Below are 12,954 nucleotides of genomic sequence, written 5' to 3' on the forward strand. Positions count from 1 at the left end.
AGCCGCCCGCGACGCGGCAGGCGAAGGAAGCGAGGAACAGCCTTCATGGGGCGCCGGCTCGTACCGCTCACGCTGGACAACCTTCAGGACCTTCCCCAGCGCTGTCGCTCGTGTGTCTTCTGGGAACTGGATCCCGTCAGCGGTGAGACCGCGGTAGAAGCCGGAACATCGGCCCTGGAGAAGGAGTCCTGGATCTCGGCCGTTCTGCTGGACTGGGGGTCGTGCGGGCGGGTGGTGTACGTCGACGACGTACCGGTGGGCTTCGTCCTCTACGCACCGCCGGCCTACGTTCCGCGCTCGACGGCCTTTCCCACCAGCCCCGTCTCGTCCGACGCGGTGCAGTTGATGACTGCCTTCGTGATGCCTGGTTATCAGGGACAGGGACTCGGACGGGTCATGGTGCAGACGGTCGCCAAGGATCTGCTGCGCCGCGGCTTCAAAGCGATCGAGGCGTTCGGGGATGCCCGCTGGAAGGAGCCTGCGTGCCTCCTGCCCGCTGATCATCTGCTGGCCGTGGGCTTCAAGACAGTCCGTCCCCATCCTCGCCATCCGCGACTGCGGCTCGACCTCCGGTCGACACTGTCGTGGAAGGAGGATGTGGAGATGGCACTGGACCGGCTGCTCGGAGCCGTCCAGAAGGAGCCGGTGCTGCGGCCTCTCTGAGGGAGACCGCGCCTCCGTCGAAGGCAGCCACAAAAGCAATGGGCCGATCCGTTGGATCGGCCCATGCGTGTTTCACGTGAAACGTCAGTCGGCGATGAAGTCCTCAAGGTCGCGGACGATCGCGGCCTTCGGCTTGGCACCGACGATGGTCTTGGCGACCTCGCCACCCTGGTACACGTTCAGGGTCGGGATGGACATGACGCCGTACTTGGCGGCCGTACCCGGGTTCTCGTCGATGTTCAGCTTGACGATCTCGATCTTGTCGCCGTACTCGGCAGCGATCGCCTCGAGGGAGGGAGCGATCTGGCGGCACGGACCGCACCAGGCGGCCCAGAAGTCCACCAGGACGGGCTTGTCGTTCTTGAGGACGTCCTCGTCGAAGGAAGCGTCGGTCACATGCTTGAGGGTGGTGGTGCTGGCCACGGCGTGCTCCTTAACTGGTTGTGCGAGGGGTGAGGGTCAGACAGCGGTCTTCTCGGGCTCCGCCTGCTCCTCGTCGCTCAGCGCGGCAAGGAAGCGCTCGGCGTCGAGAGCGGCAGAGCAACCGGTGCCGGCGGCGGTGATCGCCTGGCGGTACGTGTGGTCGACCACGTCACCGGCGCCGAAGACACCGGTCAGATTGGTGCGGGTCGACGGGGCGTCGACCTTCAGGTAGCCCTCCGGGTCCAGGTCGAGCTGGCCCTTGAAGAGCTCGGTGCGCGGGTCGTGGCCGATCGCGATGAACAGGCCGGTCACCGGCAGATCCGAGAGCTCACCGTTCTTGACGTTCCGCAGCTTCAGACCCGCCAGCTTCTGGTCGCCCTGGACCTCGGCGATCTCGCTGTCCCACACGAAAGTGATCTTGGGGTCGGCGAAGGCCCGCTCCTGCATCGCCTTGGAGGCACGCAGGGTGTCCCGGCGGTGGACGATCGTCACGGACTTGGCGAAGCGGGAGAGGAACGTGGCCTCCTCCATCGCGGTGTCACCGCCGCCGATCACCGCGATGTCCTGGTCCTTGAAGAAGAAGCCGTCACAGGTCGCGCACCAGGAGACGCCACGGCCGGACAGGGCGTCTTCGTTCGGCAGGCCGAGCTTGCGGTGCTGGGAGCCGGTGGTGACGATGACGGCCTTGGCCCGGTGGACGGTGCCCGCGGTGTCGGTGACGGTCTTGATCTCACCGGACAGGTCGACGGTCACGACATCGTCCGGGATCAGCTCGGCACCGAAGCGCTCAGCCTGGGCCCGCATGTTGTCCATGAGCTCGGGGCCCATGACTCCGTCCTGGAACCCCGGGAAGTTCTCCACCTCGGTGGTGTTCATCAGCGCTCCGCCCGCAGTCACGGCGCCCTCGAACACCAGCGGCTTCAGGGAGGCGCGCGCGGTGTAGAGCGCCGCCGTGTAGCCGGCGGGCCCGGAGCCGATGATGATCACGTTTCGGACGTCGCTCACGGCTTCATTCCTCGTCTCTGGACTGTGTCTTCAGGGCCGGGTGGAGCTGCACTCGGAACTCTCACCCGACCTAACGGATCCTACGGGGCGTGCATTCCCGCTGTGCCCGGGCGCACAGTGACAGAGCGGAGACGCCGGAAGAAGAGGACGGTCAACCGCTACTGACGCGCGTAGGAGTGGGTCAGGAAAATCTCGGCCTTGTCGACGGCGGGATGCTTCACACAGGCGGAATCGACGAGGTAAGCGGTGACCCTGGCGTCGTTGGAGGCGTCGGGCAACACCACGAGCAGTGCCTCCTTGCCCTTGTAGACGCCTTCCTCCGTGGCGATCACCGCGTCGTCGCGGCCGATCCCCTTCTGGATGCACTCCGGAACCGTCGGCTGCTTGAAGACGTGATTCTCGGCGCCCGTCTCGGTGCCGTTCTCCGATTCCATGCCGAAGCTGCGCGGTGTGCGTGACCCGTTCTGCTGTCCCGCGACGAGTCCGGTGACCTTGTCCTTGAGCTGCCCCTCGGAGAAGGTGTCCGCGAGTGCGGTCTGCTGCTCCTGAGTGGTGTCGTCGGAGGGGCCACCGGTTACGGCGGACACGATGACAGAGCCCAGCCCGATGGCCGCAGCGGCGGCCACGGCGCCCAGCACGGCGACCCTGCGCCGCCCTCCACGCCTGCGGTCCTTCCGTCCGGGGCCGGTGGAGGAGGACCGGGCGCGCCCTGCGGGGCGATCCGCCGATGCCGATGTTTCACGTGAAACACGCGCGTCGTCGTCGGCGGCCCGAGGCGGCTCCGGAGTGCCGGCGTACGGCGGTGCCTCGGCGGCCAGAGCGGCGTCGATACGGTCGGCCACGTCGTCCGGCATGTGGGAGGGCGCCGGCACGGTGCCGAGCAGCCCCTGGATCTCCTCCAGCGACGCGTAGACGTCCGCACAGGGCTCGCAGGTGTCCAGGTGCCGCCGTATGTCCGAGGTCCGCGTGGTCGGGAGGAGGCCTTCGGTGAGGTCGGAGAGCTCCGCGACATCCGGGTGTCCGGTCATGTCTGTCGTCGACGACGTCATGCTCGTCCACCTCCGCCCTTCACTGCGGCTGAATCGCTCGGTCCTGTCCGTGTCGGATCCGCGCGGCGCGGTCCCGCTGCGGGTGGGACGGATGTCCCCGGCGTCCGGTTCCGTTCGGTGCCCTGTTTCGTCGCCTCGCCACTGCCGTCCGGGCGGAGGTGGGTGAGCAGTGGCAGCAGTCTGGCTCTGCCGCGGGCACACCGGCTTTTGATCGTGCCGGTCGGCACGTCGAGGATCCGGGCGGCCTCGGCGACGGGGTAACCCTGCATGTCCACCAGGACGAGCGCTGCCCGCTGGTCACCGGGCAGCGTGTCCAGTGCCGCCAGGAGCTGGCGGTGCAGTTCGTTGCGCTCGGCGGGAGCGGAGGCCGACTCGTGAGGCTCCAGGAGCTGCTCGAGACGCTCGGTGTCGTCGACGGGGGCAGTCTTCCGTGAGGCGGCCTTGCGGGCACGGTCCAGACAGGCGTTCACCGTGATCCGGTGCAACCAGGTGGTGACGGCTGCTTGCCCGCGGAAGGTGTGGGCGGCCCGGTAGGCGGAGACGAGTGCGTCCTGGACGGCGTCAGCGGCTTCCTCGCGGTCGCCGAGCGTGCGCAGGGCCACGGCCCAGAGACGGTCGCGGTGACGGCGCACGAGCTCGCCGAAGGCCTCGGGTTCACCTTCGACATGGCGGGCGAGCAGTTCCTGATCGGTCACGCCGTCATGACTCGGGCCACTCGCCATCACACCCCCACTTTCCCTCGGCTGCCGTCAGCTGGTCACCTTGACGTCGGCCAGGCGGCCGCGCCATTCGCCGTTCGCCTGCATCGGCAGATCGGTGAGCCACACCAGGAGGTACCGGCTCTTGAAGGCCTTGGCCGGCTTGAGTTCCACCGAGGTGCCCGAGCCTTCGGCGACCTGCTGGTAGCCGTCGAAGGAAGCCGGTTCCTCTGCGGCGTCCGCGCCGGCGCTGCGCAGTTCGACGGACGTGTTTCCGATGAAGGTGACGGCCACCTTTCCGACCTGCTGGACCTTGCCGAGGTCGACGATGACGCCGACCCCGTCCTTGAGGCGGCCGAAGTCGGAGCTGAGGTAGTAGTCGGTCTGCCAGTAGGTGGACGGGTTGTTGTCGAAGATGTTCCCGACTTCGGACGGCTTCTCGGACTGGTCGCCGAAGGGGTCGAAGTCCCGAGCCCCGACGATGGACACCGGCTTGCCGGACGCGGGCGCCTTCGCGCCCTTGTCGTTGTCGCCGTCCACCGTCTGGGTCTGGTCCGGGTCGTCGGCCGTGCCGCCCCGCTCCGTGAGCGCGTCCGCCAGCTGCCAGCTGCCCAGGCCGAGCGCGGCGATCAGCAGGGCGGAGACGCCCCACTTGAGCGCCTTGCCGGTACGGCTCTGCAGTGGGGGCGGAGGCGTCGGCGCCGGCTGGGCGGCACCGGGGCGGGGCGTCGGACGGCCGTAGGCGCCCTGCTGGTAGGCCGTGCCCTGGTACGTGGGCGGGGCGGTGTAGGCCGGCTCCGGCGGGCGGATGCGGGGCATCTCGCCGATCGCCTTCACCAACTCCTCGGGCGTCGTGCACGGGGCCTCGTGCCGGGAAGCGGTCGCCCCGTCGTTGGCCAGCGCCCGCATGGCGAGCTCGGACAGGCCTCGGTGGACGCCCGCGCGCACCTGGTCCGGGGGGATGAGGCCGATGTCCTTCGGCAGGCCGACCAGGCCGTGGGCGTCGTCCTCGTACGGCCAGCGCTGGGTGAGCGTGGCGTACAGCAGGGCGCCGATGGCCTCGGTGTCGGTGCGCTGCGGGGTGTCGGAACCGATCCCGCGCAGGGCGGCGTTGACGGCGAGCCCGCGGATCCGCCACTGGCCCGTCGACGTGCGCAGCACCGCGTTGGGGCTCAGCCGCAGATGGGCGAGGCCCTCGCGGTGGGCGGCCGCCATGGCGGCCGCGACCTGACTGACCATCTGGTAGGCGTCGTACACCTCCAGGGGACCGGAGGCGAGCAGTGCGGTCAGTTCGGTGGCGTCGGGGAGCCACTCGTGGACGACGTAGACGAGGTCCTCGTCCTCGACAGCGTCCAGCACCTGGACGAAGCGGGGGTCGCCGAGCAGGGCGGAGGAGCGTGCCGAGGCCAGCACGGAACGCGCCCGGGCGTGGTCCGCAGGAAGGATGTGGACACCGACAGCGCGGCGGAGCTTCTCGTCGACGGCGCGCCAACTGCTGAAGCCGTCCAGACGGGTGACGCACTCCTCGAGGCGGTAGCGTCTGGCGAGCTTGTGCCCGCTGTGCGGGTCGGGGGGCGAGGACTTGCCGGAATCCTCGTTCGTGGGGGTCCCTTGTGCCTCGTCGCTGTCCGTGTCCCGCTCCCGGTTGTTGGCCACCCCGTCGGCCGTGGACTGGTCCGCCTGTGCGGTCAGCGGTTCTTCACCGCTGTTGTCTGCCACGTCGACGGCAGCTGTGCTCCGTTCCGCCACCGTCGTTCCTGCCTCCCCATTCCATGCGCGTCGGCGGACTTCCGATCCGCACGTCCGACGCCGAACCCAATTGTGCCCACAGTCCGCCGCTATGCACGACACACGGCGGTGGACGATGGTTGTGCGCCTACCCCCGCTCTCAGCGTCCCAGGCGTCCGCGCACCATGCCGACCAGGGAGTTGACTTCCTCGATGCGCATACGGCGGGCGGCGGCGAAGAAGACACCGAACAGGAGCAGCCCGCCGGCGAGCAGCGCGGCGAGCGACCCCACGGCGCCCTGGCCGAGCGCGTGGCTGATGGCATAGCAGGCGGCGCCGCTGATCAGGGCGGCCGGCACGGAGGCGATGCACAGCCGTGCGTACGTCCGCAGCACCCGGGCGCCGTCCAGGTCGCCGCCGAGCCGCTTGCGCAGCCTGCGCCAGGCGATGCCCACGCCGATCACGTAGGCCAGGCCGTAGGAGGCGGCCATGCCGACGACGGCCCAGCGGGACGGCAGCAGCAGGAAGCACAGCCCGGAGGCGAGGGCGTTGACGATCGCCACGATGACCGTGTTGTAGAAGGGCGTCCGCGTGTCCTCGTAGGCGTAGAACGCGCGCAGGACGACGTACTGCACGGAGTACGGGATGAGACCGAGGCCGAAGGCCATCAGCATGTAGCCCATGTTGGTGGCTTCGCTGGTACCCGAGGAGCCGAACATCAGGGTGCACATCGGAATGCCGAGCGCGAGGAAGCCGAAGGAGACGGGAACGATGGCGACGGCTGTCGTGCGCAGGCCCTGGGAGATGTCGTCCCGGACCGCGCCGCCGTCCTCCTCCGACGCCGAGCGTGAGATGCGGGGCAGCAGGGCGGCCATCAGCGAGACGGTGATGATGGCCTGGGGCAGACCCCAGATGAGCTGTGCGTTGGCATAGGCGGCGAAGCCCGTGCCGTCGACGGGCGATGCCTTGCCCGCCGCGGTGGAGAGCTGGATGACGATCATGGCGCCGGCCTGGTTGGCGAGCACGAACAGGACCGTCCACTTGGCAAGGGTGATGGCCTTGCCGAGTCCGTGCCCCCTCCAGTCGAAGCGCGGCCGCAGCCGGAAGCCGGTCTCCCGCAGGTACGGGATCATGGCCAGGGACTGCACGATGAGGCCCAGCAGCACACCGATGCCGAGCAGCCGCTCGCCCTCCGGCGGGATGCTCGTGACCTTCATCCCCGAGCTTTCCGCGGTGCCGTAGACCCAGATGAACATGCCCAGGGTCACGATGATGACGATGTTGTTCAGGACCGGGGTCCACATCATCGCGCCGAACCGGCCGCGGGCGTTCAGGACCTGCCCCATCACCACGTGAAGACCCATGAAGAAGATGGACGGCAGGAAGTAGCGGACGAAGGTGATGCCGACCTCGTTCGCCGCCGGGTCACTGGCGACGGGGTTGGACAGCAGCCGGATCAGCAGGGGCGCGCCGACGACCGTGAGGACGGTGAGCGCGCCGAGCGCGACCATCACCAGGGTCAGCAGGCGGTTGGCGTAGGCCTCGCCACCGTCTTCGTCGTCCTTCATGGACCGCACGAGCTGCGGTACGAAGACCGAGTTCAGACCGCCGCCGACGGTGAGGATGTAGATCATTGTGGGCAGCTGGTAGGCGACCTGGAAGGTGTCGCCGAGCAGGCCGACACCCAGGGCCGAGACGATCAGCGCCGACCGGATGAACCCGGTGAGCCGCGACACCATCGTGCCCGCGGCCATCACGGCGCTCGACTTCAGCAGGCCGCCCGCACGTCCGCCCTTCTTGGGCGCGGCGGCGGGCTCCGGCTCCTGGAGCGGGGCCTCGGCGGCTTCCGGGGTCGGGGCCACTGCGTACTGGCCGGGTGCGGGCGCCGCGTGCTGCCCGTGCGCCGGGGCGGGGGCCGGGCTGCCGTACTGGTCGGAGGCCGGGGCGTTCCCGTACGGGACAGGCCTCTGAGGGCCGCCGTACTGGGCGGGCCCCTGGGGACCGCCGTACTGGGCCGGGCCGGGCGCCCCGCCGTACGGGTTCGGTGCCGGGGCGGGGGCGGCGGCCTGGTCGTCGTAGGAGGACCGGGCGCCGTAAGAGGGGTGGCCCCCGCCCTGCTGCTGGTCACGGAACAGGTGGGCGAAGGCGTCCGGTTCGTGGCGCTGGTCGCCGGCCTGGGAGACCAGGTCGTCCACGCCGACGAACTGCGTGGTCCGCGGGTCGTCGCCGTACGGCAGGTGCTGCGTCGGGCCCTCGGGCTCGGGGGCCGGGGCCTGGGCCCACACGCGCGGGTCGGGGGCGTAGGGGGACTGGGCGGGCTGCGAGTACAGCGGCTGCTGCGGCGGATGGGCACCCGGTGGTGGCGGGGGATGCGCGGCGCGGTCGTAGAGCGCCTCGGAGACCGGGTCCTGGGCGGAGAGGTCCTGCGCCCGGTAGGGGTCCTGGTCGTAGGCGTCCTGGAGGTACATGTCCGCAGGCGGCTGCGGCGGCGTCGGGCCGGGGTCAGGGGGCGGACCCTGGGGGTGACCCGAGCCGTCCACGGCCTGACCGCGGTCACCGTCGTACGGCGCGTTCATGGTTACCCCACCTCATCGTCCCGGGCCGACCGGCCACGACATCCTCAACGGTCCACTCTCTCACCCGTGCCGGACGGGTCGGCGCTTTCCGCTGCGGTGTCCGGTGTCGGGTCACTCGGCTGCTCGGGGTCGCCTGCCCGGGCCTGTGCCCCGGACTCCTTCTTGAGACCTCCGTCGGCCCCGTCCGGGTTCTCCGCGCTCTCCGAGTCGTCCCCGGGATCCCCGGACTCGTCCGACTCGCCGGAAGCGCTCTTCTCGGCGTCCCTGGCCGCGGCGCGCTTGCGCTGCGTGTACATCCGGAAGCCCGCCAGGACGAGGAGCAGGACACCGCCGCCGATGACGAGCATCACGGTGGCGGTGATCTCGGTGACCTTGACGTCGAAGGTGACCGGTTCGCCGTACTTGCGGCCGTCCTGCGTATACAGCTGGGCGATCACCGTCGCCCGGCCGTTGGCGTTGGCCGACGTGGTGAACTTCACCGACTGGCTGTGGCCGCCCGAGACCGAGATCGGCTGCTCCTCGTAGTCGGCGCCGCCGATCTCGAGGCGGGTGGGGCTCGTCGAGGTGAGTCGCAGCACGAGGGGGCCGACATCCTGCACGAGGTTGTTCTGCACCGTCACGGGAATCGTGGCGCTGCGCCCGGAGAGCTTCGTCTCCGACTTGTCGATCAGTCTGACCCGGCCGGAGAGCCCGTCGAGGTAGGACCTCACGCCGGTGCGGAACGACGCCGCCTCGGCGGCCCGGCCTCGCCAGGACGCGGACATCTCCCGGTTCAGGGCGCGTCCGAAGGGAGTCACGACCCGGGTCGGGTCCGACAGGACGACCTTGAAGTTCTCGAGCGCGTCCTGGGTCCGGGCGCTCTCCACGAACGCCGAGTGGGGCAGTTCCTTCTTGCGCAGCGCGGAGGGATAGGAGGAGGCCCCCGGCACCCCGGTGGTCGCGTCCGGATCCGGCTCGGCCGCCGCGGCTGCCGCCAGCTTCTGGGACTCGGACCAGGTGCCGCCCTGCAGGGCCCGCAGCGCCTCGGCCATCGCGCGAGCCTGGCTGCCGGAGGGCATGCGCTGCGGGGCGACGACGACGCTGCGCTGCTTGTCGGTCTGCAGCCCCAGGGCGAGGCTCTGGGCGAGGAACCGCTGCACGGCCAGCGTGGACGACGATGCCTTCGCCAGGTCGTCCCCGAACGCCGTGGACATCCGGGCGTCCGCGACGACGGCCGTGGTCCCGCCGCCGATGGGGCGGGCGGCGGAGGGCGTGTAGGGCAGGCCGCTGGACTCCTGCATGCTGTCGCTGCGGGCGATCACCTTGTCGGCGCCCGCAGAGGTGGCGACCTTGACGATCGACCGGTCGACCGCCCCGTCCACGGGCCAGGCGAAGTCGGTGCTCGGCTTCACATGGAGGATCGGCTCCACCGTGTTCTTGACCACGTCCGTCGCGTCCTTGAGCTGGCTCAGTGAGCCGGTGACGTCCGTGCCGTTGTGGGCCAGGGAGGCCAGGTCGGGGTCGGCGAAGGGGAGGGCGACCACCTCCTTGTCGGCCACCGCGTCCTGCAGGTCGGCGAGCCACTGCTTGGCGATCGCCTGGTGGGTGCCGGCGGTGGTCGTGTTGCCGTCCCGCACGCTGTAGCTGCCGGTCATCGCGTCGACCGAGGCCAGCAGGTCCGGGTCGACGACCCAGGTGACGTCCAGATCCTTGCCCAGCGTCACCATCTGGTTCAGACGGCCTCCGGGAGAGATCTCCTTGGCCAGGTCGTCGTTGAGGAAGACCGGTGTCTGCTCCTCGTTCGGCCCCGTCTCGGCGGCCATGTGCGTGGTCGACACGAGCGGCCACAGGGCCGTCGTCCTGGTCCGGGTGCCGGCCCCGTCGGGCTGCCAGGGCAGGAAGGTCCGCTGAATGCCGAGGATCTGCTCCCACGGCTGCGCCGAGGTCTGCCCGGAGAGCGAGACGGCGAATTCGTAGACACCGTCGCCGCCGAGGTTCAGGTCATCGACCGGTACGGAGATGTTGAAGTGCTCGGCCACGCCCGGGGCGAGCTTGGAGAACTTCTCGGTGTACTTGTCGGCGATCTCCGGGGAGATCGAGCTCCGAAGGTCGTCGCCGTCCTTGGCGATCGCGTCGATGGACGAGCGGGTCTCGACCTCGGGGCCGACGCGCAGGCCCACGTGCGCGTCGGTGACGGCCCGCTTGCCGTTGTTGGTCACGGTGCCGGACACGGTCACCGTGTCGCCGTCCGTCGGCGCGGAGGGGGTGAGCGAGTCGACGGCGACGGCCACCGAGCCCGAAGCGGCGTCCGCCAGGGCGCCGGCCCTGCCCTCGGCGTGCGCCGGGCCGGCGGCAGGCAACTGCGCGAGACCGGCCAGCAGCGGCGCCCCGGCGAGCAGTGCCGTGGTGCGCCGGAGCCACCGGCGGGCAGGAGAGGGAGTGGTCCCCTGGAAGTCTGCCGCCTCGGCCACGCGCTCGCCCGTCCTCGTCGTGATCAGTGGTCGTCGGAATGTGCGTCCACGCATGGTAACGATGTGCGCCGAGAGGAAGTGCCGCGGAGTGGGCGACAAGATCCGCCGTACGATCAGGGCCACCGTGTATGTGCGCCTATAAGGGGAGCGATGCCGGAAGGGGCGTATTCGGTGGGCGATCAGTGAGGGCGCCTGTCTCCGCCCGGGACACGTACCCTTTTCTGTTGTGCCGAACGCCAACGAAGTCAGCCCCAGTGTCCTGAACCGGGAGCAGTCCCCCGCGGTGAGTGAACCGCTGCGGGTCGCCCCTGTCGCCGACGATCTCGCCCGCCGCTTCCAGGAGGCCGGGTTCTCCCTCGCCCTGGTCGGCGGATCGGTCAGGGACGCATTGCTCGGCCGGCTGGGGAACGACCTGGACTTCACGACGGATGCCCGCCCCCAGGACGTGCTGAGGATCCTTCGGCCCTGGGCGGACGCGGTCTGGGAGGTCGGGATCGCCTTCGGCACGGTAGGGGCGCAGAAGGACGCCCGTGTCGGGGACGTCGACCGGAGCTGGCAGATCGAGGTCACCACCTATCGGTCGGAGGCGTACGACCGCACCTCGCGCAAGCCCGAGGTGTCCTACGGCGACTCCATCGAGGAAGACCTGGTCAGGCGCGACTTCACGGTGAACGCCATGGCGGTCGCGCTCCCCGAGAAGGTGTTCATCGACCCGTATGGCGGACTCGACGACCTGGCAGCGCGGGTGCTGCGGACTCCCGGCACCCCCGAGGAGTCCTTCTCGGACGACCCGCTCCGGATGATGCGGGCGGCCAGGTTCGCCGCGCAGCTCGACTTCGAGGTGGCGCCGGAGGTGGTCAAGGCCATGAAGGACATGGCCGGACGCCTCGGCATCGTCTCCGCGGAGCGGGTCCGGGACGAACTGAACAAGCTCGTCCTCTCCCCCCACCCCCGCAAGGGTCTGAGCCTGCTGGTGGAGACCGGGCTGGCCGAACAAGTACTGCCCGAGCTGCCGGCGCTGCGCCTGGAACGGGACGAGCACCACCGGCACAAGGACGTCTACGACCACACGCTCATCGTTCTGGAGCAGGCGATGGCCCTGGAGAGCGAAGGGCCCGATCTGACCCTGCGCCTGGCCGCCCTGCTGCACGACATCGGCAAGCCCCGCACCCGTCGCTTCGAGAAGGACGGCCGGGTTTCCTTCCACCACCACGAGGTGGTCGGGGCGAAGATGACGAAGAAGCGCATGACGGCGCTCAAGTACTCCAACGACCTGGTGAAGGACGTCTCACGCCTGGTCGAACTGCACCTGCGCTTTCACGGTTACGGCACGGGCGAGTGGACGGACTCGGCGGTCCGCCGCTATGTCCGGGACGCCGGCCCCCTGCTCGACCGCCTCCACAAGCTGACCCGGTCGGACTGCACGACCCGCAACAAGCGCAAGGCATTGGCGCTCTCCCGTGCGTATGACGGGCTGGAGGAGCGCATCGCCCAGTTGCAGGAACAGGAGGAGCTGGACGCGATCCGCCCGGACCTGGACGGCAACCAGATCATGGAGATCCTCGGTGTCCGCCCCGGACCGGCCGTCGGGCAGGCGTACAAGCACCTGCTGGAGCTGCGCCTGGAGAACGGACCGATGGGGCGTGACGCGGCGGCAGCGGCCCTCAAGGAGTGGTGGGCCGCGCGACAGTGAGCGCGCCCTGAGGTGATGTTTCACGTGAAACATCACCGCGGTGAGCCACGTATGAGGGGCGGTGTTTCACGTGAAACACCGCCCCTCATCGAGCCGCTCTGACGACTACTTGTTGTCTCCCAGGCACAGCGTGAAGGAGTCGCCGGTCTCCTTCCAGGTCAGCGTGGCCGTCGTGCCTTCGACGCTCTGGCAGGTCAGCTGCGGGACCATGGAGCCGTCGGCCTTCTTCAGCACTGTGTGGGTGGCCTTGGTGTCACCGCAGTCGACCTGGACGACCTCCGGGTCGCTGTCACTCCCCTTGTTGTAGAGGCAGTCACCGACAGCCAGCTTCTTCGCATCCTCGGCGTCACGGTTCACGTACCACCCGACGCCGATGGCGATCAGGGCCACGACGGCCACCGCGATGCGCAGATACTGCTTGAAGCCGCGCTTGGGCTGCTGCGGCTGCACCGGTGCGTACGGAGCTCCGCCCGGCGGGGGGAAACCCGGCTGGCCGGCCTGCTGGGGGAAACCCTGCTGGCCCTGCGCGTACGGGTTCTGTCCTTGGGGCTGCTGCGGGGCCTGCGGCTGGCCCTGCGCGAACGGATTGCCCTGGGGCGGCGGCTGAGTGGTCACTGGGGGTCCCCCTGATAGGTACGTGTCGCGGACATGCCGCGGGATAAGACCCACG

The 12,954-nt window shown here is 69.7% G+C and carries 10 protein-coding genes; 2 read left to right on the forward strand and 8 right to left on the reverse strand.

Translation table 11 applies throughout. From position 1 onward, the window contains the following. Positions 1 to 45 precede the first annotated feature (45 nt). A complete protein-coding gene (locus IG94_RS0116635) occupies positions 46 to 663 on the forward strand; it encodes a GNAT family N-acetyltransferase (protein ID WP_031036565.1) in 618 nt (205 codons plus the stop codon). A gap of 84 nt (positions 664 to 747) precedes the next feature. On the opposite strand, the gene trxA is transcribed toward IG94_RS0116635, so the two are convergent. The 7 genes from trxA to IG94_RS0116670 form a co-directional block, all read right to left on the reverse strand. Further along, complete coding sequence (gene trxA / locus IG94_RS0116640; RefSeq protein ID WP_031036566.1) at positions 748 to 1,086, reverse strand: thioredoxin; 339 nt, start codon at positions 1,084 to 1,086, stop codon at positions 748 to 750. 36 nt (positions 1,087 to 1,122) lie between these two features. Continuing rightward, positions 1,123 to 2,091, reverse strand: coding sequence for a thioredoxin-disulfide reductase (trxB, locus tag IG94_RS0116645; protein ID WP_031036569.1), 969 nt, complete (start codon positions 2,089 to 2,091; stop codon positions 1,123 to 1,125). 158 nt (positions 2,092 to 2,249) lie between these two features. Then, entirely contained in the window at positions 2,250 to 3,140 is an 891-nt protein-coding gene (locus IG94_RS0116650) for an anti-sigma factor family protein (protein ID WP_031036572.1), read from the reverse strand. After that, the gene (gene sigM / locus IG94_RS0116655; RefSeq protein WP_031036575.1) at positions 3,137 to 3,862 is read right to left on the reverse strand and encodes an RNA polymerase sigma factor SigM; all 726 of its coding nucleotides are present in this window, start codon (positions 3,860 to 3,862) and stop codon (positions 3,137 to 3,139) included. Before sigM ends, IG94_RS0116650 begins: the two co-directional genes overlap by 4 nt. 27 nt (positions 3,863 to 3,889) lie before the next feature. Then, entirely contained in the window at positions 3,890 to 5,587 is a 1,698-nt protein-coding gene (locus IG94_RS0116660; protein ID WP_031036578.1) for a protein kinase family protein, read from the reverse strand. 139 nt (positions 5,588 to 5,726) lie between these two features. Further along, positions 5,727 to 8,141, reverse strand: a complete 2,415-nt coding sequence (gene murJ, locus IG94_RS0116665) for a murein biosynthesis integral membrane protein MurJ (RefSeq protein ID WP_031036581.1) — start codon at positions 8,139 to 8,141, stop codon at positions 5,727 to 5,729. 44 nt (positions 8,142 to 8,185) lie between these two features. Continuing rightward, a complete protein-coding gene (locus IG94_RS0116670; protein WP_031036585.1) occupies positions 8,186 to 10,591 on the reverse strand; it encodes a DUF6049 family protein in 2,406 nt (801 codons plus the stop codon). Between the two features lie 226 nt (positions 10,592 to 10,817). Here IG94_RS0116670 and IG94_RS0116675 point away from each other — a divergent pair, with 226 nt between their 5' ends. After that, positions 10,818 to 12,284: a CCA tRNA nucleotidyltransferase gene (locus IG94_RS0116675; protein WP_031036588.1), complete on the forward strand. Its 1,467-nt coding sequence runs from the start codon at positions 10,818 to 10,820 to the stop codon at positions 12,282 to 12,284. Between the two features lie 105 nt (positions 12,285 to 12,389). Here IG94_RS0116675 and IG94_RS0116680 read toward each other — a convergent pair whose 3' ends face one another. Continuing rightward, a complete protein-coding gene (locus tag IG94_RS0116680) occupies positions 12,390 to 12,899 on the reverse strand; it encodes an LppU/SCO3897 family protein (RefSeq protein WP_031036591.1) in 510 nt (169 codons plus the stop codon). Between the last annotated feature and the right edge of the window lie 55 nt (positions 12,900 to 12,954).

Source organism: Streptomyces olivaceus (assembly GCF_000721235.1).
Classification (GTDB): domain Bacteria; phylum Actinomycetota; class Actinomycetes; order Streptomycetales; family Streptomycetaceae; genus Streptomyces; species Streptomyces olivaceus.

Bases quoted from the DNA above. Each gene is read 5' to 3' on its own strand.
- IG94_RS0116635 (WP_031036565.1), top strand. From the start codon at position 46: ATGGGGCGCCGGCTCGTACCGCTCACGCTGGACAACCTTCAGGACCTT.
- sigM (WP_031036575.1), bottom strand. From the start codon at position 3,862: ATGGCGAGTGGCCCGAGTCATGACGGCGTGACCGATCAGGAACTGCTC.
- murJ (WP_031036581.1), bottom strand. From the start codon at position 8,141: ATGAACGCGCCGTACGACGGTGACCGCGGTCAGGCCGTGGACGGCTCG.
- IG94_RS0116650 (WP_031036572.1), bottom strand. From the start codon at position 3,140: ATGACGTCGTCGACGACAGACATGACCGGACACCCGGATGTCGCGGAG.